We start from the raw sequence: 26399 nt of genomic DNA, 5'->3' as shown, positions 1-26399 counted from the left end.
CGAGAATGGCGGTAACTGACACCGCAGAGATTGCGCCGCATGCCGACACGCATGCACCCCGCATTGGAGGCAAGGATTTGCTAGACCAAGTGCTTGACTCTCTGAGCGATGACAAAGCTGAAAACGTAATCACGATCGAGCTGGCGGGGAAATCCTCGATGGCCGATTATATGGTCGTGGCTTCGGGGCGTTCGACACGGCAAGTGGCCGCTATAGCGACCAATTTGGTGGATCGCCTCAAGCAAGATTACGGGCTTTTGTCCAAAACCGAGGGCAAAGATGCAGGTGATTGGGCTTTAATCGACACGGGCGATGTGATCGTTCATATCTTCCGCCCGGAAGTGCGGGATTTCTACCAGATCGAAAAGATGTGGCTGCCCAATGGCACGGCGCAGGCCTAATCGGCCATGCGCGTGTCCATCTGTTGTGTTGGTCGCCTGCGGCAAGGCCCCGAACATGATCTGATTACCGATTACCTCACGCGATTTGATCGCACTGGCCGCGCACTTGGCCTGACCTTAGGCGATGTCATTGAGGTGGAAGATAAAAAGAATCAGGGCATGAAAGCCGAAGGCGACTTGCTGCGCCGTGCTTTGCCAAAATCCGCGCTGATCTGGGCGCTAGACGAGCGGGGCGAGACCCTAAGCTCTCCAGAATTCGCCACAGGTCTTGGCCAAGTGCGTGATCAAGGAACAAGCGATTTGGCGCTGATCATTGGCGGGGCAGATGGCATTGAGCCAAACCTGCGCGGCGAAGCCGCACGGCGTATTTCCTTCGGCCGTATGGTTTGGCCGCATATGTTGGTGCGGGTGATGCTGTCTGAACAGCTTTACCGTGCCGCATCAATCCTTGCGGGCGCGCCTTATCACCGCGTCTGAAACCTTTCTTTAAGCAAAATATCCGAACTTGGCCGCGATTGAGATTTCGCGCGAGAGGCCAAGATTGGCGATGACCTGCCTGACACCCATGTTGCATTTGGGCAGCCCTGCACCCACGGGCCAGCACCCAAGGCCAGACGGGGATATGCCGCCTAAGGGTCGGTTGGTGGCGGTGATTGCAACGCATAATCGCCTCGCGTCTTTATCGCGCGCGCTTGATGCACTTCTGGAAAGCACATCTCGTGATCTGGCCGAACTGCGCGACTATTGCGATGCGGCGCTCATTCTAGAGGCGGGAAAGCTTAACTACTATGCAGACCTGAATGAGGCCATCAAGGCGCATAAGGCCATGCTGTCGTAGCGCTCAGATATCCCGCAAACGGGGCGCGTTCGCGTTCAGATCGCCTGTTGCGGGCAAGATCTGCGGGCCTTTGCACACCAGATCACAGGGCGCAATGTGCCCGAAGACAGGCATTTGCCCCTTCAACAGAGATTGCACAATCACCGCACCGCGATCCTGAGGCGAAACCATCTGCAACACAAATGCCAGCCCAATGGCGACACTCAAAGCGACCAGTTTAAACCCACTGCGCAGTGATTTATTGTCAGTCCGTGTCATAGCCTGCCTCCCATTGCTTTGGGAAAATGTGGAAACTGCCCGCACTAAACTGTGATTGATATTGCACATCAAGACGGCATCCTGTCTCCTCACGCGAAGGTGACTAGGGCAAGGGCAAGGCAAATCATGGTCAGCACACATCAAAGCGAAGAAGACGCGCGCAATGAACATATTCTGATCTGGATCAACGGAGCGCTCAAACCGCGCGCCGAGGCAATGGTCAGCGTCTATGACAGCGGCTTTATGCTTGGTGATGGCGTTTGGGAGGGGTTACGTCTCTATAATGGGAAATGGGCCTTTTTAGACGATCATATGGATCGCCTGTTTGAGGCTGCCAAAGCGATTGATCTTGATATCGGCATGACCCGCGCCGCGGTGATTGCGGCCCTCGAACACACCCGCCGCGCCAACGAGATGCAGACCGATGCCCATGCCAGGTTGATGGTCACGCGTGGGGTCAAGATGCGCCCCTTTCAACATCCTGCCCTGTCGCGTTCTGGCCCGACTGTTGCGATCATCATGGAGCATTCCAAACCCTCCATCCCGCGCCCCATTCGTCTGGCCACAGTGCCACATCTGCGCGGCTTGCCGATGACGCAGGACCCCAAGCTAAACTCTCATTCCAAATTGAATTGTATTCTCGCTTGCATCGCCGCGGAAAAGGCGGGAGCAGATGAGGCATTGATGTTAGACATCCATGGCTTTGTGAACACCACAAATGCGTGCAATTTCTTCATCATTCGCAAGGGCGAGGTTTGGACAAGCACAGGCGATTATTGCATGAATGGGATCACACGGCAGAAGGTCATTGACCTGTGCCGCAACAATGACATCCCCGTCTTTGAGAAAAACTTTTCCTTGGTGGAAACCTATAGCGCAGATGAGGCATTTTTGACGGGCACATTCGGCGCGCAAACCCCTGTAGGCAAGATTGACGGCCGCGTCATCGGCACAGGCGATTTGGGGCCACTGACCACGCGCATCCGCGCGCTTTATAAAGACATGATTGATCAAGGCACAGAATAGAATGACAAAAATTGCCATGTGGTCGGGGCCACGCAACCTTTCGACTGCGATGATGTATGCCTTTGGGGCGCGCGCCGATTGCGCGGTTTGGGACGAGCCATTCTACGCCCCCTATTTGGCAGAGACAGGGCTCGACCACCCGATGCGATCCGATATCCTTGCCGCGCATGAAAGCGATGCCAAGATCGTGGCACGGCGCTGTGCAGGTAGCCCGCCTGACGGAAAAGAGCATTGGTATATGAAACACATGCCCCACCATATGTTAGATGGGTTTGACCTGACTTGGGCTGAGGGCTGCGTGAATATGCATTTGATCCGTCACCCCGCCCGCGTCATTGCCTCCTACCTCGCCAAACGCGATATGCCGAGCTTGCTTGATATCGGCTATCCTCAACAATGGGCGCTTTATCAACGCCTCCCTGGCCCAATTTTCGACAGCACAGATATTCGCGCGAACCCAGAGGCCATGTTGCGGATGATCTGCGCAGCGGCCGGCCTTCCATTTGACGCGGCAATGTTATCTTGGCCTGCAGGGCCGCGGGCCCAAGATGGGATCTGGGCCAAGCATTGGTATGGGGCTGTGCATCGCTCAACTGGGATTTCTGATCCCGAAGGGCCATTGCCTGATTTGCCCAAAGAATATCATGGGCTGCTGACCGAGGCGCTTGAATATTACGAACAAATGCGCAGTCTAAAACACACACGCTAAGGTTAAATCAGGGGGAGTGCGCGATGCGAAAATCAGCCAAAGACGAACAAATCCTATCCCCCGCCGCACCTCACCCCAAGTATTTCAGTAAGGCCGCAGACGCAGTCGCCGAATTGCAACTGCTGTATCAGGCGGCCACAAAATTCCTTTACGATGCCTTTTCCGAGGCCCTAAACGCCCCGCGCGAGAACACCCGCTATCGCGCCTTTTATCCCGAGATACGGATTGCCACGACAGGTTTTGGCAAGATCGACACCCGCCTTTCTTTTGGTCATGTCGCAGAACCGGGCACCTATTCCACAACGGTCACGCGCCCCGATTTATTTGCCAATTACCTGACACAGCAAATCGCCCTTCTGATTGAAAACCATAATGTTGAGGTCGCGATTGGGGTATCCTCTACGCCAATTCCGCTACATTTTGCAGTGCTGACGGATCCCAATCTCAACGTCCCGCAAGAGGCAGCGCTAACCTTTCCCTTGCGCGATATGTTTGATGTGCCTAATCTGGGCGGCATCCATGACGAGATCGTCAATTCCTTTGGCTTTAAGCATCCAGACGGATCGGGGCCGCTTGCACCCTTTACCGCCGAACGGATCGACTATTCTCTGGCACGGCTCGCTCATTATACAGCGACTGATCCCGTGTATTTCCAGAACCATGTTCTGTTCACCAATTACCAATTCTATGTTGACGAATTCATTGCCTATGCGCGGGCAATGTTGGCCGACCCAAACAGTGGCTACACCGCCCTCGTTGGGCCGGGCAATCAAGTTTTGATGACGGCTGAGGCAGAGCTCACACATCCCGCAAAAATGCCCCAGATGCCAAGCTATCACCTCACCCGCAAAGACAATGCAGGTATTAGTTTGGTTAATATTGGGGTTGGGCCTTCAAACGCAAAAACCGCCACTGACCATATTGCAGTTTTGCGACCCCATGCATGGTTGATGGTTGGTCATTGTGCAGGTCTGCGCAACACGCAGGCGCTTGGCGATTATGTCTTGGCACATGCCTATCTGCGCGAAGATCATGTTCTTGATGATGACCTGCCCGCATGGGTTCCCATCCCCGCATTGGCCGAAGTTCAAATTGCCCTTGAGGATGCGGTGGCAGATGTTGCGCAAGTGTCTGGCTATGAATTGAAACGGATCATGCGCACAGGCACGGTCGCCACAATCGACAATCGCAATTGGGAATTGCGCGATCAATCTGGCCCCGTAAAGCGCCTCAGCCAAAGTCGCGCCATCGCACTTGATATGGAAAGCGCAACAATCGCCGCCAATGGATTTCGCTTTCGGGTGCCTTATGGCACGCTGCTTTGTGTCTCGGATAAGCCGCTGCATGGCGAATTAAAGCTGCCCGGAACGGCCTCAGAATTCTATAAAACCCAAGTGACGCGACATTTGTTGATCGGCATTCGCGCCATGGAAAAATTGCGCGAAATGCCGCTTGAACGCCTTCATAGCCGAAAATTGCGGTCTTTTGAGGAAACGGCTTTCTTATAAATATATAAATTTCTGTCAAGATGCATGTTTTCTGCACCAGTTTGTCTACTAATTGTTGTGTCCCTCCACAATATTAGGGTAATTTCGCACCAGCGAGCCCAAGGGTTCGGGGAGTAAAGGAGATAAAAAATGGCACAGAAACCGATGACAAAGACGCAGCTTGTTGCCGCGCTTGCCGACGAAATGGGCAGTGACAAGAAAACCGCAGCAGCCGCTTTGGATGCAGTGACCGCAGTGGTCACCAAAGAAGTCGCAGGCGGTGGCGCAGTAACCCTTCCTGGGATTGGCAAAGTATACTGCCGCGCACGTCCCGAGCGTATGGTGCGCAACCCAGCAACGGGTGAGCAGATCAAAAAGCCTGCCGACAAGGTTGTGAAGGTCACAATCGCAAAGGCATTGAAGGACAGCGTAAACGGCTAAGTTTTAGCAGTTTCGAAATTTTAAGGGCCGCCTTCTTGGGCGGCCCTTTTTCTTGGGCAGGTTTCATGCTTCTGTGTCGCAAGCAGGTTTCGGCAGGATGCATGACATGGATTTTCGTGCAATTGGAATGGGGCTGATTTTCGCCCTCATATGGTCTTCGGCTTTCACCTCTGCGCGGATGATCGTTGAGGCCGCGCCCCCCCTCTACGCATTGGTTCTGCGCTTTGGATTAGCGGGTCTGATTGGTGTGGCCATTGCCAAGTCTCTCGGACAACACTGGAAATTTTCAGCCAAGCAATGGCGCGGCATTTTGATTTTTGGCACCTGCCAAAACGCGATCTATCTGGGCCTGAATTTTATCGCCATGCAAACGGTCGAAGCGGGGCTTGCAGCCATTATCGCATCCAGTATGCCGCTGTTGGTGGCGACTGCGAATTGGACGTTTTTTCGCGAAACCCTCCCAAAGCTAGGGATTTTCGGCCTAATTGCGGGCTTTACTGGGGTGGCGCTGATTATGTCACAGCGATTAACAGGCGGGGCGGATGTCATGGGCCTTGCACTCTGCGTCATAGCTGCCGTGGCGCTGACCATCGCAACATTGGCCGTGCGCAGTGCCTCAGCCTCGGGCGGAAATGTGATCATGACCGTTGGCTTGCAAATGGCGGTTGGCTCGATTGTCTTGCTGCCCTTTGCCTTAATCTTTGAAACGCCAGAATTTGACATGTCGCAGCGTCTCTTTTGGGCCTTCACTTATACAACTTTAGCCCCAGGTCTTTTGGCAACGTGGATTTGGTTTTTGTTGGTCGCCCGCATTGGCGCAACCCGCGCCGCAACGTTTCATTTCTTGAATCCGTTTTTCGGCGTGGCGATTGCCGCGGCGCTTCTTGGGGAACAATTATCTTTGGCCGACCTCATTGGGGTTGCCATTATCGCAGGCGGGATCTTGGCGGTGCAATTGGCCCGCGTCACCCCAACGCCGCCAAGCAGCTAGGCCCCTTCAAGCGGCGTTTCGCTGACAATGACGCGCAGATTATCAATAGCAGCGATAGGGCGTATCCGTATCATCGCTGCCAAATAGGCTGATTTCTCTCTCTGCGTCATAGCTGCTGACCGCAATGCGCAAAGATAATCTTGTGGTGTCTTCCTCCGATTGCGCTGACCCATCGGGTTTGGGATGCGCGTCAAGCAATTGAAACCGCGTGCCTGTTGGGCTCTGCCGCGCGATCTCGATCACGGGGGCGTGCGCCTCGCCTGTAATGCGCAAGGCTGCATCGGCAAAGCTCAGTTCAACCGCTGCACCGTCCCATCCGTCAAGAAGCCATAGGTCTAACTCAAGCACAGCATTGCGAAAACCAAGTGGCAAAAGGATTGGTTTTTGGATCACCAACCCTGCTGCAACAGGGCCCAGAATACCGCCCGTTATCACGGATTGATTTGATTGAGCCGCACCACTAAAGCCGCCTTCGTTAAACTCGAAATCTTCGAAAGAGACCAGTCGGTCGTCTTGCGAGAACACCCGCAAACCCGCCGTGCTGTCATTGGTGCTTGCCCAGACATCGGGGGTCGGGCCGATCCGCCAAACCATCCCAATGAGGAGGCCAAGCGCCATGAGCGCGATGATCATCGTTCTTCCATACACCGGAAAGGATCTCGGAAGTGCCCATGTTCGCTTGGCCTGTCGCATAGTTAACCTCTTACTCGTTTACCCCCTCAAGATCGCAAGGAAACTTGGTTAAAAAGCGGCAAGGCCAAGAAAATTTTACGGAATTTGAAACTAATCTAAGAAACGATCAGCCGATGGTGCCACGATTTGCGCCGATTTGTCCGCGATGCAGCAACAAATGATCCAGAACCACACAGGCCATCATCGCTTCACCCACGGGAACAGCACGAATACCCACACAAGGATCATGCCGCCCTTTTGTGATGATCTCAGCCGATTCGCCCGATTTCGTGATCGTTTGGCGCGGTGTCAGGATTGAGGAGGTGGGTTTCACTGCAAAACGCACAACCACATCTTGGCCAGTGGAAATTCCACCCAAAATCCCGCCCGCGTGATTAGAGGCGTATTGTGGGCCATCTGCGCCCATCGTGATTTCATCCGCGTTTTCACTACCCCGCAAAGCAGCGGCGTTCATGCCCTCGCCAATCTCAACACCTTTCACGGCATTAATTGACATCATCGCTGCGGCCAAATCCGTATCAAGCTTGCCATAAATCGGCGCGCCAAGACCTGCGGGCAAACCGCGCGCGACCACCTCGATCACCGCGCCGACACTGTCGCCCGATTTACGAAGACCATCTAAATAGCTTGCCCAATCTGCCGCCGCCTTGGGGTCAGGCGTCCAAAATGGGTTCTGCTCAATCTGATCCCAGTCAAACCGCGCACGGTCAATCTGATGTGGGCCCATTTGCACCATGAAGCCCGTAATTTGCAGATCAGGCAGCAGCGTGGCCAAAACCGCGCGCGCAACCCCGCCTGCAGCCACGCGTGCAGCGGTTTCTCGCGCGCTTGATCGCCCACCCCCGCGCGGATCGCGGATACCGTATTTTTGCCAATAGGTGATGTCGGCATGGCCTGGACGGAATTTTTCGGCAATTTCAGAATAATCTTTCGACCGCTGATCCGTGTTGCGGATCATCAACTGTATCGGCGTGCCTGTCGTCTGGCCCTCGTAAACGCCCGAAAGAATTTCCACCTCGTCAGGTTCGCGGCGTTGCGTGGTGTATTTATTCTGCCCTGGTTTGCGGCGATCAAGCCAATGCTGCAGCATTGCGGCATCTATCGCGACACCTGGGGGGCATCCGTCAACAGTCGCGCCAAGGGCTGGCCCGTGGCTTTCGCCCCAAGTGGTAACCCGAAAAAGATGACCGAATGTGTTCATCGACATTGGCGTGACCTACATAATTTTAGCCTTCACAGGGGTTAGCCTTCCTGAGGCAAAATGCCAAGACCCTTGCCCTTCGCAGAAAACCTGCCTAGATCAGTCCTTGTCTCGGGGTGGCCCGTTATTGGGCCTGAGATGCGCAATCCTGCGTAGACCCGTTGAACCTGAACCGGTTAGGACCGGCGGAGGGAAGGCTTTGGAACAGGGGGCAATTTGCCCAAGCTCCATCTTCACTTCGCCCGTCGCAATGGAGGAGTGAGGAAATGAAACACACCATCATAGCAGCGGGTATGAGCATCTTTGCAGGGGCGGCTATGGCCGAAAACCCTGTTTTGCATGTCTATACCTATGATTCATTTGTCGCTGATTGGGGGCCTGGGCCCCAGATTGAGGCTGCTTTCGAAGAAAACTGTGGCTGTGATCTGCAATTCGTCAGCGCGGGCGATGGCGCAGCACTGCTGTCGCGGCTTCAGCTTGAGGGAAGTAGCAGCGAAGCGGATGTGGTCTTAGGCCTTGATACAAACCTGATGGCAGCCGCACGCGATACAGGCCTATTCGCCGCGCATGATATCTCCGCAGGGGGGCTGACCCTGCCAATCGCTTGGGATGATGCAGAATTTCTGCCCTTTGATTGGGGCTATTTCGCCTTTGTCCATAATGCTGATCTGTCCAATCCCCCCAAAAATTTTGAGGAATTGGCGACAAGTGATCTGCGCATCTTGATCCAAGACCCACGCAGTTCGACCCCAGGTTTGGGCCTCGTTTATTGGATTGAGGCCGCTTATGGCGATGGTGCTGCGCAGATTTGGCAGGATTTGGCGGATAACATCGTCACGGTTACACCAGGATGGTCTGAGGCCTATGGCCTGTTCCTAGAGGGTGAAGCCGATATGGTGCTTTCCTACACAACATCCCCCGCCTATCACCTCATTGCTGAGGAAGATCCCAGCAAATCTGCCGCTGCCTTTGACGAAGGGCATTATATGCAAATTGAAATTGCAGGCATCACTGCGGCAAGCGATCAACCCGATTTAGCGCGTGCGTTTATGACCTTCATGCTGTTGCCCGAATTCCAATCCGTAATCCCCACGACAAACTGGATGTATCCTGCGGCTTTGCCCGCTTCGGCGCTGCCCGATGGGTTTGAAACCTTGATTGCCCCTGAAAAAGTGCTGCACTTCTCGGGGGATGAGGCTGCGGCGCTTCGCGATGCAGCGATTGACAGATGGCAAACCGCACTAAGCCGCTAAGTGCCTTGGTTTGGGTCGGGACGGGCGCTTTGGCGCTTGTCCTGACCGTGACCCTTGCCCCGCTTGTGGCAATTGCCGTCACGGCGGACGATGGGTTTAAATTACGCGCAGCTGACTGGGCCGCAATTCGCTTTACGCTCCGTCAGGCATTCCTATCCGCAGGCCTGAGCCTTGCAATTGCCATTCCACTGGCCCGCGCTGTTGCGCGGCGGAGGTTTATTGGCAGGGGCATTTTCATCAGCCTTATGGGTGCCCCATTTATCCTTCCCGTCATCGTTGCCGTGATCGGGCTGATTGCCAGCTATGGGCATAACGGGTGGCTTGCGCGCGCCTTACAGGTCATTGGCCTAGACCTCCCCGAAATTTACGGGCTGCACGGCGTAGTTCTCGCGCATGTGTTTTTTAACCTCCCCCTTGCCGCGCGCTTGATCCTGCAAGAGTGGCAAACCATCCCACAGGAACGCATACGCCTTGCACAATCTTTGGGGCTTAAGGGCGGCGCTTTTTTTCGGCATATCGAATGGCCGATTGTGCGGAGCACTGCACCGGGCGCTTTTGTGGTGATTTTTCTACTCTGTTGCTCAAGTTTCGCAGTCGCGTTGATCTTGGGCGGTGGCCCGCGTGCAACCACGATTGAATTGGCCATTTATCAGGCTTTTCGATTTGATTTTGACCTTGGGCGCGCCGCAAGTTTGGCTTCCGTGCAGGCCCTGCTGTGCCTCGGCCTCGGCGCGTTTGCGCTGCGGCTGTCAGCCCGTGGGACGGGGCTTGGCACGGGGCTGGATCGCGCATTGGCCCTGCCCACTGAGGGGCGCGCGTTTGTCGATACTCTGGTGATCGTGGCTGCGGGTGGATTTCTCGCATTGCCCTTGGCGCGGATCGTAATCCTTGGCCTGCCAAATCTTACAGAACTACCCACAGCCGTTTGGATTGCGGCGCTGCGCTCGCTGATCATGGCGTTATCTGCGACCGCTCTGTCGATTGCGATGGCGCTGCCAATCGCCTTTGCCTTGCTCCGCTTGCGCCGCGCCGCAATGTTTGAGGCTCTTTGCCTTCTTGCCTTGGTGATTTCACCTTTGGCTCTTGGCACAGGATGGTTTTTGATCCTGCGCCCACTCACCAATCCCGTGACATGGGCCTTGCCCGTCACTATATGTGTCAATGCCCTGATGGCACTGCCCTTTGTGCTGCGTTCCGTTCTGCCCGCCCTTCGTGAAGCTGAAGCAAGCCAAGCCCGCCTTGCCACGGCGCTGGGCCTTGTCGGCTGGCACAGATTTCGACACGCGATCCTGCCGCGCCTTGTCCGTCCATTGGGCTTTGCAGCGGGTTTATGTGCGGCATTATCAATGGGGGATTTGGGCGTGATCGCCCTATTCGCGGCACCTGATCAAGCCACTTTGCCCCTAGAGATGCTGCGCCTGATGGGGGCCTATCGTATGGCGGATGCCCAAGGGGCTGCATTGCTGCTCTTGATCCTAAGCCTTGGCTTGTTTTGGATATTTGACCGTGGGGGCCGTTACCATGTTTGAGATCACAAACCTAACCTATCGCAGCGAGGGCTTTGAATTGAACGCCGCCTTCCGCGTGGAGCGAGGGGAACGGCTGGCCTTAATGGGGCAATCAGGCGCGGGGAAATCCACGTTGATCAGCCTCATCGCAGGGTTTCTCAGCCCAAATCTGGGAGAGATCTGGTTTGACGGCGCAAACCTCACCCAGTGCGATCCATCCAAACGGCCAATTTCAATCCTGTTTCAAGACAGCAATCTTTTCCCTCATCTGACTTTGCGGGAAAATCTAGGCTTGGCCCTCTCGCCGCGATTGGCGTTGAACGCGGCGATGGAGGCGCAGATCAGCGTCGCTTTGGCACAAGTGGGTCTGCGCGGCTTTGAGAGGCGCCGCCCCGCAAGCCTGTCAGGAGGTCAACAATCCCGTGCAGCCATTGCGCGCGTCCTTTTGCAAAATCGGCCAATCTTGCTGATGGACGAGCCGTTTGCAGCCCTAGATCCCGCTTTGCGGCGCGATATGGCGGAATTGATCCGCAGTTTGTGCCGCGATTTGGGTCTGACCTTGATCCTCGCCTCTCATGATTTCACGGATGCCGAACGGATGTGTGACCGCGTTATGCTTTTGTCTGAAGGGCAGATTACAGAAGATTGCCCCATCGCAGGCCTTCGCGCCGCACCCCCTGCGGGTTTGGTGCCATGGCTGTAGGCAAAAGAAAAAAGCGCCTCTGGGATCAGAGGCGCTTTTAGGTTTCTATCGTCCCTTCGGGGGCGTGGCTTATTTCGCCGCGCCCGCTTTGGCGCGCGATTTGATCGGCGCCCAGAGTTTCTTATTGGTCAGATACAGCATCACAGCGAGAATGCCGAGCATGATAATCGCGGTAAAGCCAAGCTGCTTACGCTCCATCATGCGGGGTTCTGCTGCCCAAGTCAGGAACGATGCCACATCTTTGGCCATGCTTTCGATATCATTGGGTGAGCCATCGGCAAACTCAACCGCACCATCCCACAAGGGAGGGGCCATGGCGATCAAGCCGCCAGGGTAAGTTTCGTTCTCATAAAAGTATGCCCCATACTGCTCTACCTCTTCGCCCGTATAATGGGTCAGAAGAGATGCAATATATTCCGGGCCGCCGATACCGTTAAACAACTGGTTGAGACCTAGGCCATATGGTCCATGAAAACCAGCGCGTGCCTTGGCCATTAGGCTCAGATCAGGCGCACCTTCAAAACCCGACTGGGGAAAGTGGTCATTCGGGGTCGCAGTGCGCCAATCATCAATCGATGGGTCATACACCTCGAACTGTTCCGCATAGGCGCGAGCCTGTTCGGGGGTATATCCCAAGCCATTTTCATCGGCGAGGTTACGGTAGGCCACATATTGCAGACCATGGCAGGCAGAGCATACTTCCGTGAAGACCTGAAGCCCACGCTGAAGCTGATCTTGGTCATAGCGACCGAATAGTCCTTGGAACGAGAATTCATAATTCTCGACATGGCCCGATGCACCTGCTGCAAGTCCCGCTCCGGTCGAGAGGCTCAGCGCAGCGATTGTGCTGATCACAAGTTTCCTGAACATGTCAGACTATCCTTTCTCTCATTCAGCAGGAATTTTCGCAGAGGCGGGGCCAGTGCCCACGCTTGCGTTGCCGTAATGGCTGTTGAAATCCTCTTCGATGGTCGAAGGCGGTATAGTTGGCTTTTCCAGAACCCCGAGAAGCGGCAGGATCACGAGGAAATAGGCGAACCAATAGGCCGACCCGATCAAAGCGATGTAGGGGTAAATCCCTTCTGCAGGCATTGCACCCGCCCACATCAGCACGAAGAAGTTGATCACGAAAACCCAGAACCAAGGCTTAAACATTGGGCGGTAGCGGCCAGAGCGCACCGAAGATGTATCAAGCCATGGCACCAAGGCCATCACAATGATCGCACCAAACATGGCGAGAACACCGAAGAATTTCGCGTCAACAATCCCGCCTGTCAGGAACTCCGCCGCAATCACAACCCAAACTTCACCGTCAAAGGCGCGCAGGATCGCGTAGAAGGGCAAGAAATACCATTCAGGCACGATATGTGCAGGCGTGACCATTGGGTTTGCCTCGATATAGTTATCGGGGTGACCCAGATAGTTCGGCATAAAGCCCACGATGGCAAAGAAAGCCACCAGAACAACCGCCAAGGCGAACAGGTCTTTGATCACGAAATAGGGCCAGAATGGCAGCGTGTCGGCTTCGGCCTCTTTCTTAGAGGCGCGGCGCACATCAACACCTGTTGGGTTGTTGTTACCCGTGGTGTGGAAGGCCCAAACGTGAACGATCACCAGACCCAAGATCACGAATGGCAACAGGTAATGCAGCGACAAGAAGCGGTTCAGCGTGGCGTTGTCCACCGCAGGCCCGCCCAAGAGCCATGTCTGGATCGCTTCGCCCACAAAGGGGATCGCGCCAAATAGGCCCGTGATCACGGTCGCGCCCCAGAAGGACATCTGACCCCAAGGCAGAACATAGCCCATAAAGGCTGTTCCCATCATCAGCAGGTAAATCAGCATACCGACAATCCATGTGACTTCGCGTGGCGCCTTGTAGGAGCCGTAGTAAAGACCACGGAAAATGTGCAGATAAACCGCGATAAAGAACAAAGACGCGCCGTTTTGGTGGATATAGCGGATCGCCCATCCCCCGTTCACGTTGCGCATAATGTGTTCAACGCTTGCAAAAGCGAGATCGACATGTGGAGTGTAATGCATCACAAGGATGATCCCTGTGACAATCTGCATGACCAAGCAGAACACAAGAACGATGCCCCAAATCCACATCCAATTCAGGTTCTTGGGGGTTGGGATCATCAATGTGTCATAAAGAAGGCCCACGATGGGAAGGCGCGAATGCAACCACTTCTCGGCGTTGGACTTCGGTTCGTAATGGTCGTGGGGAATGCCAGACATCGGTCGTTTCCTCCGTTAACCGAGCAAAATTGTTGTATCGTCTACGAAAGACGCGTTCGGAATGTGCAGGTTCTGCGGCGCGGGGCCTTTGCGGATACGGCCTGCCGTGTCGTAATGCGAACCATGGCAAGGGCAGAACCAACCGCCGAACTCGCCTGCGCCATCACCCAAGGGCACACAGCCCAAATGGGTGCAAACGCCCTGCATCACCAACCACTCGCCTGTGTTCTCACCCTCAGGGGTGGTTAGGCTGCGGTTTTCGTCATGCGCATCCGATCCTGCCGCGATGTTGGGGTTGCGGCTATCGGTATCGACAAGGTCATTCATGTCAACAGCGCGCGCCGCTTCAATCTCATCCTGCGTGCGGCGGCGGATGAAAACGGGCTTGCCGAGGAACAGAACGGTCAGCTGCGTTCCTTCCTGCACACCCGAGACATCAACGCGCATCGTGGATGCGGCTTGAACGTCTGCCGAAGGGTTCATTTGATTGACCAGCGGCCAGACGGCGGCGCCGGTTACAACAGCACCTACACCGCCTGTCGCATAGTACAGAAAGTCGCGGCGTGTGCTGGACTGGTCTTCTGCGTGTGACACTGAAAGCGTCTCCCTTGTCAGCGACCCACCAAACGGGGCCAATTGAATCGAAGCCACAGGAATCCCCGGCAGCTTTTCTCGGGCTGTTTATGCAATGAAATGATAAGCGTCTAGCGGACAAACGCGCGCAGTTTGGCCGAAATGTCGCGGTTTGTGATGAATTTTCAACCTCTGCGCGAAAAACATGAAGGTTTCACTCGAAAAAAATTTCGCAAAGCCCGCCTATTTCCCGAAGTTTAGGGACATTTTTCGGTGCAAAATACCCGATCCATCATCAAATTCGGGGCCTGTGGCGGTGAATCCCAGGCGCTCATAAAAGGAAATCGCGCTCAATTGCGCGTCCAATTCCATATGGTGCGGATCTGGTTCCGCGGTGATGTGGCGTATATGCGCCATCACAAACCGCATAAGTGCCGCACCATGGCCCGCGCCCCGCGCATCAGCGACAACCGCGATGCGTCCGATCCGCCACGCCTGCCCTGTGCGATAGAACCGCCCTGTCGCCACAGCCCGCCCCGCCAGACGACCCAAAACATGAGTGGCTTTTGCGTCAATCGTATCAAATTCCTCTGCAAGCGGCACAGATTGCTCGACCACAAAGACAGCGCGGCGGATCTCGTAGCACAGATCCAAATCAGCCTGTGTTTGCACAAGGCTAAATTCGGGCGAACCACTCATCCAACTGGGAATGTGTCTTTGAAAGAGGAACGCGCGCTTAAACGATCAAAAAAAGCGGTCAAATTCGGGCGTGTCGCGCGCCAATCAAATTGGCCTTGGCGAAAATCAAGATAGCCCAAGCCCGCACCAACCGCGATTTGGCCCATATCAAGCACCTGATCAAAACTCGGCACTTGGGTTTCGAAATAATCAAGCGCGCGCTCTACTTTGGCCCATTGGCCTTCATACCAAGGCTCATACCAATGTGTTTCGGGGCGGAAGCGTTTTTCATACACCATGGCCACCACAGCCTCGATCATACCATCTGCCGCCGCTTCGGTGGTCAGCACCTCCCAAAGGCGGCTTTCGGGATAAAGCCCCGCTTGCGCATGTTGATCCAAAAAGCGGGTGATCACACGGCTGTCAAAAATCGGGCTATCCCCTTCGCGCAAAAGCACAGGAATACGTCCTGAAGGATTGGCGGCATTGAGATGGGCATCCCCGCCCATGGGTGAGGCTTTGACAGTTTCGAACACCACATCTGTCATACCCGCCTCTTTGACCATCACAAGAACCTTCCGCACGAAGGGGGATGCAGCAGAGCCGAGAACCTGAAATTGCGCCATTTGTCTTGTCCCTTTGGGCTTAGATTAAACCAAATTCTTGAAACACGGCGGCATAGATATCGCGCTTGAACGGCACAACCTGCCCCAAAAGATCCTGCGCCCGCATCCATTGCCAATCGGAGAATTCAACATCCTGATAGCTGAGGTCAATCGCGTCATCGGGGGCGGTTAATTCAACCATAACCCAATGCTGCTTTTGTCCCCGAAATTTGCCGCCCCAACGATAGGGGATCACTTCTAGCGGCAGATCGTAGGTCAACCAATCAGCGGTCCGCCTTACAAACCGCGTTTGATCTTCTGAAATGCCAGTTTCCTCAAGCAATTCACGGGCAGCGGCTTGGCGAGGGGTTTCACCCGCATCAATACCGCCCTGCGGCATTTGCCATGCAGGTTTGTCCATGTCCGCGCGCGTGCCCGCGAAAACACCACCCGCGGCATTGACCATCACAATGCCAACACAGGGCCGATAGGGCAGCGATGCGATATCAGCAGGCGACAGCGCCGCGCTCATCGGGCGTTTGGCCCCAAGGCGTTTAGCCCCGTCAGAATATCAATCGCATAGGCCAATTGATAATCCTGATTGCGCAGGCGTGCGGTTTCCTCGGCAATCGCTTGCTCCTCATCGCGAAGACGCTGCTCATCTTCGGTCAGGGTGGTGTTGCGCAAGGCACCGCGCAAATCGGCTTCGGAACGGGTGAACCGATCTTCGGTCGGCGCATCTTCAACAGGGTCGCGCTGTTCCACCAGAATATCAGGGGCCACGCCCAATGCCTGAATCGAGCGGCCCGAAGGGGTGTAGTATAGCGCAGTGGTCAGTCGAATGGCCCCCTCGCCCTGCACAGGCATCACGGATTGCACCGACCCTTTGCCAAATGTGTTTGTGCCTACGACCACAGCGCGGCGATGATCTTGCAACGCGCCCGCCACGATCTCGGAGGCTGAAGCAGAGCCGCCATTGACCAGAACCACCATCGGCAATCCGTCAATCAAATCCCCTGCCGTTGCATTGTAGCGATCCCCATCCGCGCCATTGCGGCCACGGGTGGAAACGATTTCGCCCTGTTCCAAAAAGGCATCGGACACACGAATTGCTTGGGTCAATAGACCCCCAGGGTTGTTGCGCAAATCAAGCACGACACCGTTCAGATTTTCGATCCCGCCAAGCTCTGCGATGACATCAGACAAACCCTCCTCCAAATTGGGGTAAGTTTGATCATTGAAGGTCGAGACGCGCAAAATCGCGGTGTTCCCCTCTAGGCGCGTGCGCACGGCGGTAAGACGGATGCGGTCGCGGATGATGGAAATGTCAAAGGGTTCATCAACCCCCTCCCGCACGACAGTGATGACAATCTCCGAACCAACAGGCCCACGCATCAGATCAACGGCTTCTTCCAATGTCAGGCCAAGCAGTGCCTCGCCATCCACATGGGTAATGAAATCACCCGCCTCAACGCCCGCCTCCATTGCAGGGGTGTCATCCATTGGCGTGATGACGCGCACAAACCCGTCTTCTTGGGTCACTTCAATGCCCAGACCACCAAACTCGCCACGGGTCTGCACTTGCATCGAGTCGAAATCACGCGGCGGCAGATAGCTTGAATGCGGATCAAGCGAGGTCAGCATGCCATTGATCGCCGCTTCGATCAGCGCGGATTCATCGACCTCCTCAACGTAATTCGAGCGGATCCGCTCAAACACGTCTCCAAACAAATCAAGCTGCTCGTAAACGCTGCGCTGCTGTTCTTGCTCTTGCGCCAAGAGCGGGGCGGCAAATTGGGATGCCAAGATGACCCCAGCAACCGCGCCCCCTAAGCCCGCAATAACCAGTTTCTTCATCTTTATCCGTCCTTTCCGACCGCGTATCTGGCGCGGCGCACTTATTCCCAATTAAATCATGGTTGCGGATCAATCGCGCCGCCATCCTGTCTCACTTCAATATAAATAGTTTCTGAAAGCGCAGCGCCAGTCTGATCTGGTGTCTCAGTGATCAAATCTGCGCGCGCGCCTGCGGCGCTTGGCATCATTCCCAAGGGTGCGCCCTGTGCAATCACAGTGACCGCAGTCACATAAAGATCACCAAGCCCCGCGAGAATCATCAAAATATTGCCCTCAGGTTCAAGGATCACCACATTGCCATAGTCCAACAAAGGCCCCGCATAGCGCACTGTTCCAAACCACGGGGATGTCACAAGCGCCGCAGGGGCCGTGGCCAATAACAAACCGGGGCGGCTGATGCCTGCCGCATCTTGGTCCTCGAACCCATTGAGCAAAACCCCCAACACGGGCAAAGGCACTGCGCCGCGTGCATCACTGAACCCGCGCATAGCGCTATCTTCGGGCGCAGGGGCTTGCGCCAATAGATCAAGAAACGCGTCCAATGTGTCGACCGCTTCGACAATCTGGCGCAATGCGTCTTCGCTCAGCGCAAAGCGATCAGGGGCTTCACGCCTTTCCGCCACTGCGGCGGCGAGACTGGCGCGGGCGGTTTGCACTTCGGACAAAGCCACCTCCATCTGCAGCACCGCGCCCGATTGCAAACGGGACAAGGTGGCGATCTGTTCCAATTCCTGCCGCAACGCAATCGCTTCAGCCGCCAGCGCTGGGGTCACATCCGCAAGCACCATCCCCGCACGGGCCTAAGCAACAGGCCCATTGGGGTGCATCAAACCAACGGGGCTTGGCTCGGCTGCGATCCGCTGCATGGCCATCAACAGCCCTGATAATTCGGCGCTCTCAGTATCCAAACGCGATTCGATTGCCCTTTGTGAAAGCGCCGCACGGCGCACGGCCTCGCGCAGGGTCAATAAACCATGTTCATAGCCCTTAATCGTCTGCGGCCACAATGCGATCACTGGCACTCTCGGCATTGGCAAGGGCTGTGGCCGCGGCTTCCAATTCAAGGATAGCCGCTTCAGCCGCCTCGCTTGGGTCAATCTCCGCATGCAGCGCCACAGGCGCGCAAATCAAAAACACCGACAAGAGAAGGCTAAAGCGCGCTCTCATCGCAACAGCGACTGCCCCGTCATTTCAGGCGGTTGCGGCAGGCCCATTAGGGAAAGAACAGTTGGCGCCAAATCCGCCAACCGACCATCTGCAAGGCTTGTGCCTTCGGGCGCGCCATACACCACAACAGGCACGAGATTGACGGTATGTGCCGTATGAGGGCCACCTGTCACAGGGTCGATCATTGTTTCGCAATTGCCATGATCTGCCGTCGCAATCATTGCACCGCCTTTAGCCTCAAGGGCCGCCAAGGCCGCGCCAAGGCCCTGATCCACCGCCTCGCAAGCAGCGATTGCAGCGCCCAAATCCCCCGTATGCCCCACCATGTCAGGATTGGCGTAATTCACCACGATCAGGTCATACTCCGCATTAATCGCCGCAACCAAATTTTGGGTCACCTCGGCGGCGCTCATCTCGGGTTGCAGATCATAGGTCGCCACTTTTGGCGAGAGCGGCATAAACCGATCCTCCCCCTCAGCCGCACTTTCTTGGCCGCCATTGAGAAAGAAGGTCACATGAGGATATTTCTCTGTTTCAGCAATCCGAAATTGACGCAAACCATGGGCCGCAACCCATTCACCGAGCGTGTTTTTCAATTCCTGCTTGGGAAAAACCACCTGCATATAGCGATCATGGTCCGTCGAATAATTCACCATCCCCAATCGCGCCGAGAGATCAGGGCGAGGGCCACGCGCAAATCCTGTGAACTCAGGCGCGCAAATTGCGGCCAATATTTCGCGCGCGCGGTCTGCGCGGAAATTCACAAAAAACAGACCATCGCCTGCCGCCATGCCAGAATAGTCACCGATCACTGTTGCGGGCAGGAATTCATCGGTTTTCTCAGCCCCATAGCCTTGATCAATCGCCGCCTGCGCGGACGGGGCTTTTGCGCCTTTGCCTTCGACCATTGCGCGATAGGCGGTCTCGACCCGTTCCCATCGATTGTCGCGATCCATCGCAAAATAGCGCCCCGTGACAGTTCCAATGCGCGCGCGGTCGGGCAATCCCGCCTCAAGCCCCACGATCTGTTCTTTTGCGGATTTCGGGGCAACGTCCCGCCCATCGGTGATCGCATGGATCACCACCTCTAGCCCCGCATCTGCACAGGCCTGAACAGCAGCCAAAATATGCGCCTGATGGGCATGCACACCACCGGGGGAGGCAAGCCCCGCAATGTGAGCGCGTCCCTTCGCGGCTTTCACAGTCGCGATGAACTCTTGCAACGCTTGGTTGCGAAAGAAGGAGCCATCCTCAATCGCCAGATCAATTTGGCCCAAATCCATGGCCACCACGCGACCTGCACCGATATTGGTATGGCCCACCTCGGAATTTCCCATTTGCCCTGTTGGCAAACCAACATCCGGGCCGAAGGTCACCAAGGTCGCATTGGGGCAGGTAGACATCAGCCGATCAAAGTTTGGGGTTTTGGCCTGCAACGGCGCGTTGCCTTCGGCCTCTGTGCCGATGCCCCACCCATCCAAAATGCACAAAATCACGGGTTTTTTCTGGGTATTCACGCACATTGCGGTGCCTTTCTGCCAACCTACCCTGTTTCTAGGATGGGTTGGGCAGAGAGGCAAGTTTCAACCTCAGGCGCAAAGACGGGGGGAGCTGCCCCATGCGCAATGCGGCCACTGCCGAGCGCGCTAAACTGCGCGCTTCGCGGATAGCAACATCCATGTCTAAATAGCGATAAGTGCCAAGGCGACCCGCAAAACTGACGCTATGTTGACCCAAGGCCGTCGCGATATACCGCCCAAGCTGCGCCTTCTCGCGCGCAAGGCGCACAGGGTAATATGGGGTATCATTCGGCCCCGCCTCCGCACATTCACGCGCAAGCGTGGCCCCTGAGAACCCTGCACCAACCACCAAAACGGGCATTCTGCGCCTCCATATTGCCGAGGGCAGAATGAGGGTCAGGGGTTAATGGGCCATGAATCAAAGAAAAGAGCGTGCCGCCGATAATCCGCCAATCGCCAAATTGGGCTGCCGCCCCTCAAGGAGATCAGCCACAATCCGCCCCGTCACACCCGCCAAAGTGAGGCCCAAATGCTGGTGGCCAAAGGCGTGGATAATCTTTGAGGAGCTTGGGCTTGGCCCAATAACCGGCAAGGCATCAGGCAAGGTAGGCCTGCACCCCATCCATGTGGCATCAGGCGCGGGCAGATCGCCCCATAACTCGGCCCCTTTGCGCGCGATATAATCCAAACGGCGCGGGTTTTGTGGTGCGTTCAGGGCCGCAATCTCAACGGTTCCCGCCAAACGCAGACCTTGTGCCATAGGGGAGGTGTAGAACCCACCCTCAACCCAACCAACGGGGCGCGAGGCATAATGGCCAAGATCTTTATATATCAGGTGATAGCCCCGTTCGGTTTGCAAGGGCAGATGCTCCGCTCCGCCGCCTTTGATCTGCGCCGAATAGGCCCCTGCGGCCAGAACAACCCGCGCCGCAGTGACATCATCTTGCCCAAGATGCACTCGCGCCTGCACGCCTTCATCGCTGAGTTCGGTCACCGCTTTGGCGATCGTCTGCCCGCCCAATTCGGTAAATTTCTGATGCAGTCTTAGCGTCAAAAGCAGCGGATCGCGGATATGGCGCGCGAGCGGATAATAGACCCCACGCGCGGGCTGAAAGGCCAAGGCAGGTTCCATCGCATGTGCTTCGGCCCCGCTTAATTCCTCAAAGGGAATGTCTTGGTCGCGGCGAAACTTGAGGCCTGCCCGATCTGCATCGGCGGCAGTCGCGCTGCGCCAGACTGTCAATTGCCCATTTGCAATAATCAAATCCTCTGCCGCGGCGGCCTCAATCAGCGGGTTCAACCCCGCATCGGCATGGGCCAACAACGCCGCCAATTCCTGCGCAATCTGGCGGGATTTCGTAGCGCGACAATTGGCCAAGAATTTCATCATCCAGATCGGATGGCGCAGCGCATGACCCCAAGACAAAGCAAGCGGGCTGTCATTTGAAAACAGATAATAGGGCAGATTTGCAAAGACGGATGGGTCGTTGACGGGCAGGCAGGCATAGGTGGCTAAAGTGCAGGCATTGCCCGAACTCGCCCCTGATCCAACAGCAGCAGGATCAATCAAGGCCACCGATTGCCCACGCATCTGCGCCCAAAGCGCGCTGGCCACGCCCACCACACCCGCGCCAACAATAACGGCGTCAAAATGGGACCGGGGCGTGGACATAGGCCTACATGAACATCATGGCATTGTTGCGCAGGATGATCTCAAGCGCGTAGATCCCCAAGATCACAATCAGCGGTGCTAAATCTAGCCCACCCATTTGGGGTAAAACACGGCGAATGGGGCCATAAATCGGCTCAAGGAGGTTCGAAAGACCTTGCCAAATTTGATAGACCAAAGGCTGCCTAATGTTCAGCACACCGAAATTGATCAGCCAGCTCATGATAATATGGGCGATGATGATATAGGTCGCCACATTGAGCAGCAGCATCAAGATCATGAAGAGCGAAGTCACGGCAAAGGCCCCTTCCATCGGAAATCCCAGTTCGAATGATCTAAGCCCTGTCCAACCTAAGCGCAAGGGATCGGGCATTTTTGCCGATTTTTAAGCTGCTTTTATACCATTCTTTCGGATTCCCTTTGCCAAATCTAGAAAGCCCTCCACAGTAACGATAATAGAACGGCCATGGCGGGCAGGATGACCGAAAGTAAGAAACGCATCTATGGATGGTGGGCGTTTGACTGGGCAAGTCAGCCCTATAACACGCTGCTTCTGACCTTCATTTTCGCGCCCTATATCGCGCAAGTCTTAGGCGATGGCACCCACGCCCAAAGCCTTTGGGGCTATAGCATCGGGGCGGCAGGCCTATTGATTGCCATCGCTGCGCCCATATTAGGCAAAATCGCAGATCAAACTGGGCGCAAATTGCCATTCATTTGGGTGTTTTCCGCCTTTTACGTCATCGGCGCATGGGGCAGTTGGTTTGCTGCACCCGATGGAATGCAAATCTGGGTGGTTTTGATCCTCTTTGCCCTCGGCCTTTTTGGGATGGAATGCGCCACGATTTTCACCAATGCGCTGATGCCTGACCTTGCCCCACGCGCGCAAATGGGGCGCATCTCTGGGACAGGGTGGGCCCTTGGGTATCTGGGCGGATTGGTGGCGATGATCCTGATGCTCGGATTTTTCGCCGAAAACGCCGAAACGGGGCGCACGCTTTTTGGCCTATCACCCGCTTTTGGTCTGGACGCCGCCGCGCGCGAAGGGACACGCGCCGTGGGGCCCTTTACCGCGCTTTGGTATGTGATCTTTATGATCCCCTTCTTTCTTTGGGTGCGAGAACCGCACAGGCCCAAGCCGCACTCTGGCCCAAGCCTTGGTCAAACCATGCGCCAAGCACTGCCCGAGCTTGCACGCTCGCTGAAATCCTTGCGCCATCATCCAAGCCTGCTGCGCTATCTGCTCTCATCTATGTTCTACCGCGATGCGTTGAACGGTCTTTATGCCTTTGGCGGCATTTATGCGGCGGGTGTCTTGGGTTGGTCGATCACAGATATTGGAATTTTTGGGATTCTTGCCATCATCTCGGGGGCCGTTGCGGCATGGATAGGCGGCAAATGGGATGATCGTTTCGGGCCATACCAGATCATTTGGTGGTCAGTTCTCTGCCTAACCGGTCTATCTCTTCTCATCCCCTTTATCGGGCGCGATAGCCTATTTGGTCTTGCGCTTGCCGAAAGCTCAAACCTGCCAAGCCTGATGTTCTACCTGATCGGCATCGGCATTGGCGCGGCAGGTGGTATCGTGCAAAGCGCATCCCGCCATATGATGCTGCGCCAAGCGGATCCTGCCGCAATAACCGAGCATTTTGGCCTTTATGCCCTCGCAGGAAAGGCCACAGCTTTCCTCGCCCCATTTCTCATTGCGGTGATGACCTCCCTCACCAACAGTCAAAATTGGGGTGTAACACCGCTGATTATGCTATTCTTACTGGGGTTATGGTTGTTGCGCGGGGTGAATGCCGATCCGCGGCAGCATGAATAGGGGAAATCGGGCCATGCGCAAATATATCGCCTCTATAGGTTTGTGTCTCATCGCCATTACGGCCTGCGCCCCAAGCGCACCGCCTGTGGCCAATGATCTGCCGCAGGTGACACTCTCAAGTGCCGATCTGAGCCGCGAAGCACGGCTTGTCTTTGGCAATCTGCCAACGCCCACCACAACAACCGCAAATGTGTTCGGCGCCTATGCAGGGGGATGCGTGGCAGGGGCCGTGCAACTGGCCGAAACAGGGCCGACATGGCAGGCAATGCGCCTGTCGCGCAATCGCAACTGGGCCCACCCTGACACAGTGACGTTCGTCCAAGACCTAAGCGTAAGAATGGCGGCTGCAACCTCTTGGAGCGGTCTATATATTGGCGATATGAGCCAGCCGCGCGGCGGGCCTATGCTGTCAGGCCATGCCAGCCATCAATCGGGGCTTGATGCGGATATCTGGCTCTTGCCCGCGCGCAATCTGAACCTATCCCAAGCCGCGCGTGAAAACCTGTCCTCTATTTCGATGCAGGCGCAACGCGGGGCAGCCGTGAATGAAAATTGGACGGAGGAACACGCCACGCTGATCCGCCTTGCCGCCAGTGATCCGCGCGTGTCGCGCATTTTCGTCTTTCCAGCCGCAAAGGTCTGGATGTGCGAAAATGAGACAGGGGATCGCAGCTATCTGCGGAAAATCCGGCCGTGGTTTGGCCATCACTACCATATCCATTTGCGCCTAAACTGCCCGCTTGGCGCAAGCGATTGCGAGGCGCAAGATGCGCCTCCTGTGGGGGATGGCTGCGCGGATGCGCAGGCTTGGGTCAACAATATTTTGAACCCGCCGCCCCCTGACCCCGATGCGCCTGATCCCGCACCACGCCGCGCCCTGAGGCTTGGTGATTTGCCTGCGCAATGTCAGGCAATCAGTCAGTTGTAGCGCCCGAAACCTTAACGGCCTGGAATGCCGCCGCGCCGTCCTGATAGGGGCCATGTGTCGATGACGTCTAACGCCTCTTCCGCGGTTTCCACGAAGCGGAAGAGGTCGAGATCCTCAGGTGAAATCGTGCCGATCTCGACCAGCATGTCCCAATCGACAAGGCGCGTCCAATAATCTCGGCCAAACAGCAGCACGGGCACCTGCTCCATTCGCCCTGTTTGGATCAAGGTCAGGCTTTCGAACAGCTCATCCATCGTGCCAAAACCGCCTGGAAAAATCGCAAGCGCACGCGCGCGCAGCAGGAAATGCATTTTGCGAATGGCAAAATAGTGAAAATTAAAGCTCAACTCAGGTGTGACATAAGCATTAGGGGCCTGCTCGTGGGGCAGCACGATATTAAGCCCAACAGAAACACCGCCCGCCTCATGCGCGCCGCGATTGCCCGCCTCCATCACGCCCGGGCCACCGCCCGTGACAATGACATTCTCACCGCGCGCACCGCGCTGGGTGATTTGATAGGCAAAACGGCGGGCCTCCTCGTAATAACGAGCCATTGCCGCAATCGCGGGGGGTTTGCCGTCTGTGGCGTCAGGCGCAGGAATGCGCGCACCGCCAAACAGAACAATGGTTGACCGAATGCCTTCTGCATCCATCCCCATTTCGGTCTTTAAAAGCTCAAGCTGAAGGCGCACAGGGCGCAGCGCGTCCTGACACAGAAAATCTGGGTCTGCGAAGGCAAGCCTATAGGCGGGACTTTGGGTTTGCGGCGTGTCTGGCGTGCGGTCGGCTTCGCGCAGATCCAAACCTGCATCCCGCATCAGATGTTTCTTGCTGCTCATTGCTTGTCTCCCCCTGTTCTGGCCATATTTATCTCATACCAATATTCGCACCATGCGGCCAGAGGGCGGCGCGTTGCGCAAAGCCCCCCTTGGCGCTATAGCGCCTGTCAAACAGCCCGAGCTAAGGATAAAGCCTATGACCGATATTCAGAAACTGGAAACGGCGATTGAAGCCGCGTGGGACGCGCGCGACAGCATCACGCCTGCAACCACTGGCGAAACCCGTGATGCAATTGAAGAAACCCTCAGCACCCTCGACCAAGGCAGCTTGCGCGTTGCAGAGCGCGGGGGTGATGGCACATGGCATGTCAATCAATGGGCAAAGAAAGCCGTTCTTTTGGGCTTCCGTCTGAAGGACATGGAAATGCAGTCGGGCAGCCCTCAAGGCGGCAGTTGGTGGGATAAGGTCGACAGCAAGTGGAAGGACTGGTCAGACAGCGATTGGAAATCCGCAGGCTTCCGTGCAGTTCCAAATTGTATTGTGCGCAGGTCTGCCTATATCGCGCCGGGCGTTGTTCTGATGCCGTCCTTCGTAAACCTTGGCGCCTATGTCGACAGCGGCACGATGGTTGATACATGGGCCACGGTCGGGTCTTGCGCGCAGATCGGCAAGAATGTCCATCTGTCGGGCGGCGTAGGTATTGGCGGCGTTTTGGAGCCAATGCAGGCAGGCCCCACCATCATCGAAGATAACTGCTTTATCGGCGCGCGCTCCGAGGTAGTCGAGGGCGTGATCGTGCGTGAAGGCTCGGTTCTAGGGATGGGCGTCTTCATCGGCCAATCCACCAAGATCGTGGATCGCGAAACAGGCGAAGTCTTTTACGGCGAGGTTCCACCTTATTCGGTGGTTGTTGCAGGCTCTATGCCCTCAAAGAACGGGATCAACCTCTACTGTGCTGTCATCGTAAAACGCGTTGATGAGAAAACCCGCTCTAAAACGGGTATCAACGAGCTGCTGCGGGACTAAATCGTGAAGTAGGTATCACATTCA

General features: G+C 55.9%; 32 protein-coding genes and 1 riboswitch. Of the genes, 14 read left to right on the top strand and 18 right to left on the bottom strand.

Annotated elements, in window-relative coordinates; genetic code table 11:
• Positions 1–5: 5 nt before the first annotated feature.
• The 3 genes from rsfS to AAC636_RS01750 all read left to right on the top strand — a co-directional run bounded on the left by rsfS (position 6) and on the right by AAC636_RS01750 (position 1239).
• A complete protein-coding gene (rsfS, locus tag AAC636_RS01760; protein ID WP_340300182.1) occupies positions 6–401 on the top strand; it encodes a ribosome silencing factor in 396 nt (131 codons plus the stop codon).
• 6 nt (positions 402–407) lie between these two features.
• Positions 408–878 (top strand): 23S rRNA (pseudouridine(1915)-N(3))-methyltransferase RlmH, encoded by a 471-nt coding sequence (gene rlmH / locus AAC636_RS01755; RefSeq protein WP_340262373.1) that lies wholly within the window; start codon positions 408–410, stop codon positions 876–878.
• 70 nt (positions 879–948) lie between these two features.
• Positions 949–1239, top strand: a complete 291-nt coding sequence (locus tag AAC636_RS01750) for a hypothetical protein (RefSeq protein WP_340300181.1) — start codon at positions 949–951, stop codon at positions 1237–1239.
• 3 nt (positions 1240–1242) lie between these two features.
• Here the strand turns inward: AAC636_RS01750 and AAC636_RS01745 are convergent, their stop codons facing one another.
• Positions 1243–1497: a hypothetical protein gene (locus tag AAC636_RS01745; RefSeq protein ID WP_340300180.1), complete on the bottom strand. Its 255-nt coding sequence runs from the start codon at positions 1495–1497 to the stop codon at positions 1243–1245.
• A gap of 126 nt (positions 1498–1623) precedes the next feature.
• Between AAC636_RS01745 and AAC636_RS01740 the strand changes: the two genes are divergently transcribed.
• From AAC636_RS01740 to AAC636_RS01720, 5 genes are all read left to right on the top strand, one after another.
• Entirely contained in the window at positions 1624–2523 is a 900-nt protein-coding gene (locus AAC636_RS01740; RefSeq protein WP_340297983.1) for a D-amino acid aminotransferase, read from the top strand.
• A 1-nt stretch (position 2524) separates the two neighbouring features.
• Positions 2525–3232: a sulfotransferase-like domain-containing protein gene (locus tag AAC636_RS01735; protein WP_340300179.1), complete on the top strand. Its 708-nt coding sequence runs from the start codon at positions 2525–2527 to the stop codon at positions 3230–3232.
• Between the two features lie 23 nt (positions 3233–3255).
• On the top strand, positions 3256–4740 hold the full coding sequence (locus tag AAC636_RS01730) for an AMP nucleosidase (RefSeq protein ID WP_340300178.1): 1485 nt from the start codon (positions 3256–3258) through the stop codon (positions 4738–4740).
• A 129-nt stretch (positions 4741–4869) separates the two neighbouring features.
• Positions 4870–5160 (top strand): HU family DNA-binding protein, encoded by a 291-nt coding sequence (locus AAC636_RS01725; RefSeq protein ID WP_340244157.1) that lies wholly within the window; start codon positions 4870–4872, stop codon positions 5158–5160.
• A gap of 106 nt (positions 5161–5266) precedes the next feature.
• Entirely contained in the window at positions 5267–6151 is an 885-nt protein-coding gene (locus AAC636_RS01720; RefSeq protein ID WP_340300177.1) for a DMT family transporter, read from the top strand.
• 42 nt (positions 6152–6193) lie between these two features.
• Here the strand turns inward: AAC636_RS01720 and AAC636_RS01715 are convergent, their stop codons facing one another.
• Together AAC636_RS01715 and aroC are read right to left on the bottom strand one after the other, a co-directional pair.
• On the bottom strand, positions 6194–6784 hold the full coding sequence (locus AAC636_RS01715; protein ID WP_340300176.1) for a hypothetical protein: 591 nt from the start codon (positions 6782–6784) through the stop codon (positions 6194–6196).
• A 166-nt stretch (positions 6785–6950) separates the two neighbouring features.
• Entirely contained in the window at positions 6951–8051 is a 1101-nt protein-coding gene (aroC, locus tag AAC636_RS01710; RefSeq protein WP_340300175.1) for a chorismate synthase, read from the bottom strand.
• Between the two features lie 96 nt (positions 8052–8147).
• Positions 8148–8256: riboswitch (TPP riboswitch) on the top strand.
• Positions 8257–8311: 55 nt separating this feature from the next.
• Here aroC and thiB point away from each other — a divergent pair.
• The 3 genes from thiB to AAC636_RS01695 are packed head-to-tail and all read left to right on the top strand — an operon-like array spanning position 8312 to position 11509.
• A complete protein-coding gene (gene thiB / locus AAC636_RS01705) occupies positions 8312–9298 on the top strand; it encodes a thiamine ABC transporter substrate binding subunit (RefSeq protein ID WP_340300174.1) in 987 nt (328 codons plus the stop codon).
• Complete coding sequence (locus tag AAC636_RS01700; protein ID WP_340300173.1) at positions 9274–10827, top strand: thiamine/thiamine pyrophosphate ABC transporter permease ThiP; 1554 nt, start codon at positions 9274–9276, stop codon at positions 10825–10827. The genes thiB and AAC636_RS01700 overlap by 25 nt, the downstream gene beginning before the upstream one ends.
• Entirely contained in the window at positions 10820–11509 is a 690-nt protein-coding gene (locus AAC636_RS01695; protein WP_340300172.1) for a thiamine ABC transporter ATP-binding protein, read from the top strand. Before AAC636_RS01700 ends, AAC636_RS01695 begins: the two co-directional genes overlap by 8 nt.
• A 69-nt stretch (positions 11510–11578) precedes the next feature.
• Here the strand turns inward: AAC636_RS01695 and AAC636_RS01690 are convergent, their stop codons facing one another.
• The 14 genes from AAC636_RS01690 to AAC636_RS01625 form a co-directional block, all read right to left on the bottom strand.
• On the bottom strand, positions 11579–12379 hold the full coding sequence (locus tag AAC636_RS01690) for a cytochrome c1 (protein WP_340297992.1): 801 nt from the start codon (positions 12377–12379) through the stop codon (positions 11579–11581).
• An 18-nt stretch (positions 12380–12397) separates the two neighbouring features.
• Positions 12398–13747: a cytochrome b gene (gene petB, locus AAC636_RS01685; protein ID WP_340300171.1), complete on the bottom strand. Its 1350-nt coding sequence runs from the start codon at positions 13745–13747 to the stop codon at positions 12398–12400.
• Positions 13748–13762: 15 nt separating this feature from the next.
• Complete coding sequence (gene petA / locus AAC636_RS01680; RefSeq protein ID WP_317656923.1) at positions 13763–14341, bottom strand: ubiquinol-cytochrome c reductase iron-sulfur subunit; 579 nt, start codon at positions 14339–14341, stop codon at positions 13763–13765.
• A gap of 222 nt (positions 14342–14563) precedes the next feature.
• Complete coding sequence (locus tag AAC636_RS01675; RefSeq protein WP_340300170.1) at positions 14564–15019, bottom strand: GNAT family N-acetyltransferase; 456 nt, start codon at positions 15017–15019, stop codon at positions 14564–14566.
• The gene (locus AAC636_RS01670) at positions 15016–15624 is read right to left on the bottom strand and encodes a glutathione S-transferase family protein (protein WP_340253181.1); all 609 of its coding nucleotides are present in this window, start codon (positions 15622–15624) and stop codon (positions 15016–15018) included. The genes AAC636_RS01675 and AAC636_RS01670 overlap by 4 nt, the downstream gene beginning before the upstream one ends.
• Before the next feature lie 19 nt (positions 15625–15643).
• Positions 15644–16135 (bottom strand): RNA pyrophosphohydrolase, encoded by a 492-nt coding sequence (locus AAC636_RS01665; protein WP_340300169.1) that lies wholly within the window; start codon positions 16133–16135, stop codon positions 15644–15646.
• Positions 16132–17460, bottom strand: a complete 1329-nt coding sequence (locus tag AAC636_RS01660; RefSeq protein WP_340244138.1) for a S41 family peptidase — start codon at positions 17458–17460, stop codon at positions 16132–16134. The genes AAC636_RS01665 and AAC636_RS01660 overlap by 4 nt, the downstream gene beginning before the upstream one ends.
• Positions 17461–17516: 56 nt before the next feature.
• Complete coding sequence (locus tag AAC636_RS01655; RefSeq protein ID WP_340300168.1) at positions 17517–18233, bottom strand: murein hydrolase activator EnvC family protein; 717 nt, start codon at positions 18231–18233, stop codon at positions 17517–17519.
• A 27-nt stretch (positions 18234–18260) separates the two neighbouring features.
• The gene (locus AAC636_RS01650) at positions 18261–18476 is read right to left on the bottom strand and encodes a hypothetical protein (RefSeq protein ID WP_340300167.1); all 216 of its coding nucleotides are present in this window, start codon (positions 18474–18476) and stop codon (positions 18261–18263) included.
• On the bottom strand, positions 18448–18627 hold the full coding sequence (locus tag AAC636_RS01645; RefSeq protein WP_340300166.1) for a hypothetical protein: 180 nt from the start codon (positions 18625–18627) through the stop codon (positions 18448–18450). Before AAC636_RS01645 ends, AAC636_RS01650 begins: the two co-directional genes overlap by 29 nt.
• Positions 18624–20150, bottom strand: coding sequence for a 2,3-bisphosphoglycerate-independent phosphoglycerate mutase (gene gpmI, locus AAC636_RS01640; RefSeq protein WP_340300165.1), 1527 nt, complete (start codon positions 20148–20150; stop codon positions 18624–18626). Before gpmI ends, AAC636_RS01645 begins: the two co-directional genes overlap by 4 nt.
• 31 nt (positions 20151–20181) lie before the next feature.
• Positions 20182–20508, bottom strand: a complete 327-nt coding sequence (locus AAC636_RS01635) for a UDP-galactopyranose mutase (protein WP_340300164.1) — start codon at positions 20506–20508, stop codon at positions 20182–20184.
• Between the two features lie 57 nt (positions 20509–20565).
• Positions 20566–21819, bottom strand: coding sequence for an NAD(P)/FAD-dependent oxidoreductase (locus AAC636_RS01630; protein ID WP_340300163.1), 1254 nt, complete (start codon positions 21817–21819; stop codon positions 20566–20568).
• Between the two features lie 4 nt (positions 21820–21823).
• On the bottom strand, positions 21824–22111 hold the full coding sequence (locus AAC636_RS01625) for a YggT family protein (RefSeq protein ID WP_317657298.1): 288 nt from the start codon (positions 22109–22111) through the stop codon (positions 21824–21826).
• Positions 22112–22294: 183 nt separating this feature from the next.
• Here AAC636_RS01625 and AAC636_RS01620 point away from each other — a divergent pair, with 183 nt between their 5' ends.
• Both AAC636_RS01620 and mepA read left to right on the top strand, forming a co-directional pair.
• Positions 22295–23641, top strand: coding sequence for an MFS transporter (locus AAC636_RS01620; RefSeq protein ID WP_340300162.1), 1347 nt, complete (start codon positions 22295–22297; stop codon positions 23639–23641).
• A 13-nt stretch (positions 23642–23654) separates the two neighbouring features.
• Positions 23655–24569: a penicillin-insensitive murein endopeptidase gene (gene mepA, locus AAC636_RS01615; protein WP_340298005.1), complete on the top strand. Its 915-nt coding sequence runs from the start codon at positions 23655–23657 to the stop codon at positions 24567–24569.
• Between the two features lie 11 nt (positions 24570–24580).
• Here mepA and AAC636_RS01610 read toward each other — a convergent pair whose 3' ends face one another.
• Positions 24581–25408 carry an LOG family protein gene (locus tag AAC636_RS01610; protein WP_317656943.1) on the bottom strand — a complete coding sequence of 276 codons (828 nt, stop codon included), beginning with the start codon at positions 25406–25408 and terminating at the stop codon, positions 24581–24583.
• 136 nt (positions 25409–25544) lie between these two features.
• Between AAC636_RS01610 and dapD the strand changes: the two genes are divergently transcribed.
• The gene (gene dapD, locus AAC636_RS01605) at positions 25545–26375 is read left to right on the top strand and encodes a 2,3,4,5-tetrahydropyridine-2,6-dicarboxylate N-succinyltransferase (protein ID WP_340253205.1); all 831 of its coding nucleotides are present in this window, start codon (positions 25545–25547) and stop codon (positions 26373–26375) included.
• Positions 26376–26399 lie beyond the last annotated feature (24 nt).

Origin of the sequence: Roseobacter sp. HKCCD5988 (genome assembly GCF_037830355.1) — a bacterium.
Taxonomy (GTDB): domain Bacteria; phylum Pseudomonadota; class Alphaproteobacteria; order Rhodobacterales; family Rhodobacteraceae; genus M30B80.
The sequence above is the reverse complement of the archived record's forward strand: the minus strand, read 5'-3'. Positions and strand labels throughout refer to the sequence as shown.

Bases quoted from the DNA above. Each gene is read 5' to 3' on its own strand.
- rsfS (WP_340300182.1), top strand. From the start codon at position 6: ATGGCGGTAACTGACACCGCAGAGATTGCGCCGCATGCCGACACGCAT.
- rlmH (WP_340262373.1), top strand. From the start codon at position 408: ATGCGCGTGTCCATCTGTTGTGTTGGTCGCCTGCGGCAAGGCCCCGAA.
- AAC636_RS01750 (WP_340300181.1), top strand. From the start codon at position 949: ATGACCTGCCTGACACCCATGTTGCATTTGGGCAGCCCTGCACCCACG.
- AAC636_RS01745 (WP_340300180.1), bottom strand. From the start codon at position 1,497: ATGACACGGACTGACAATAAATCACTGCGCAGTGGGTTTAAACTGGTC.
- AAC636_RS01740 (WP_340297983.1), top strand. From the start codon at position 1,624: ATGGTCAGCACACATCAAAGCGAAGAAGACGCGCGCAATGAACATATT.
- AAC636_RS01735 (WP_340300179.1), top strand. From the start codon at position 2,525: ATGACAAAAATTGCCATGTGGTCGGGGCCACGCAACCTTTCGACTGCG.
- AAC636_RS01730 (WP_340300178.1), top strand. From the start codon at position 3,256: ATGCGAAAATCAGCCAAAGACGAACAAATCCTATCCCCCGCCGCACCT.
- AAC636_RS01725 (WP_340244157.1), top strand. From the start codon at position 4,870: ATGGCACAGAAACCGATGACAAAGACGCAGCTTGTTGCCGCGCTTGCC.
- AAC636_RS01720 (WP_340300177.1), top strand. From the start codon at position 5,267: ATGGATTTTCGTGCAATTGGAATGGGGCTGATTTTCGCCCTCATATGG.
- AAC636_RS01715 (WP_340300176.1), bottom strand. From the start codon at position 6,784: ATGATCATCGCGCTCATGGCGCTTGGCCTCCTCATTGGGATGGTTTGG.
- aroC (WP_340300175.1), bottom strand. From the start codon at position 8,051: ATGTCGATGAACACATTCGGTCATCTTTTTCGGGTTACCACTTGGGGC.
- thiB (WP_340300174.1), top strand. From the start codon at position 8,312: ATGAAACACACCATCATAGCAGCGGGTATGAGCATCTTTGCAGGGGCG.
- AAC636_RS01700 (WP_340300173.1), top strand. From the start codon at position 9,274: ATGGCAAACCGCACTAAGCCGCTAAGTGCCTTGGTTTGGGTCGGGACG.
- AAC636_RS01695 (WP_340300172.1), top strand. From the start codon at position 10,820: ATGTTTGAGATCACAAACCTAACCTATCGCAGCGAGGGCTTTGAATTG.
- AAC636_RS01690 (WP_340297992.1), bottom strand. From the start codon at position 12,379: ATGTTCAGGAAACTTGTGATCAGCACAATCGCTGCGCTGAGCCTCTCG.
- petB (WP_340300171.1), bottom strand. From the start codon at position 13,747: ATGTCTGGCATTCCCCACGACCATTACGAACCGAAGTCCAACGCCGAG.
- AAC636_RS01675 (WP_340300170.1), bottom strand. From the start codon at position 15,019: ATGAGTGGTTCGCCCGAATTTAGCCTTGTGCAAACACAGGCTGATTTG.
- AAC636_RS01670 (WP_340253181.1), bottom strand. From the start codon at position 15,624: ATGGCGCAATTTCAGGTTCTCGGCTCTGCTGCATCCCCCTTCGTGCGG.
- AAC636_RS01665 (WP_340300169.1), bottom strand. From the start codon at position 16,135: ATGAGCGCGGCGCTGTCGCCTGCTGATATCGCATCGCTGCCCTATCGG.
- AAC636_RS01660 (WP_340244138.1), bottom strand. From the start codon at position 17,460: ATGAAGAAACTGGTTATTGCGGGCTTAGGGGGCGCGGTTGCTGGGGTC.
- AAC636_RS01645 (WP_340300166.1), bottom strand. From the start codon at position 18,627: ATGAGAGCGCGCTTTAGCCTTCTCTTGTCGGTGTTTTTGATTTGCGCG.
- gpmI (WP_340300165.1), bottom strand. From the start codon at position 20,150: ATGTGCGTGAATACCCAGAAAAAACCCGTGATTTTGTGCATTTTGGAT.
- AAC636_RS01635 (WP_340300164.1), bottom strand. From the start codon at position 20,508: ATGCCCGTTTTGGTGGTTGGTGCAGGGTTCTCAGGGGCCACGCTTGCG.
- AAC636_RS01630 (WP_340300163.1), bottom strand. From the start codon at position 21,819: ATGTCCACGCCCCGGTCCCATTTTGACGCCGTTATTGTTGGCGCGGGT.
- AAC636_RS01620 (WP_340300162.1), top strand. From the start codon at position 22,295: ATGACCGAAAGTAAGAAACGCATCTATGGATGGTGGGCGTTTGACTGG.
- mepA (WP_340298005.1), top strand. From the start codon at position 23,655: ATGCGCAAATATATCGCCTCTATAGGTTTGTGTCTCATCGCCATTACG.
- AAC636_RS01610 (WP_317656943.1), bottom strand. From the start codon at position 25,408: ATGAGCAGCAAGAAACATCTGATGCGGGATGCAGGTTTGGATCTGCGC.
- dapD (WP_340253205.1), top strand. From the start codon at position 25,545: ATGACCGATATTCAGAAACTGGAAACGGCGATTGAAGCCGCGTGGGAC.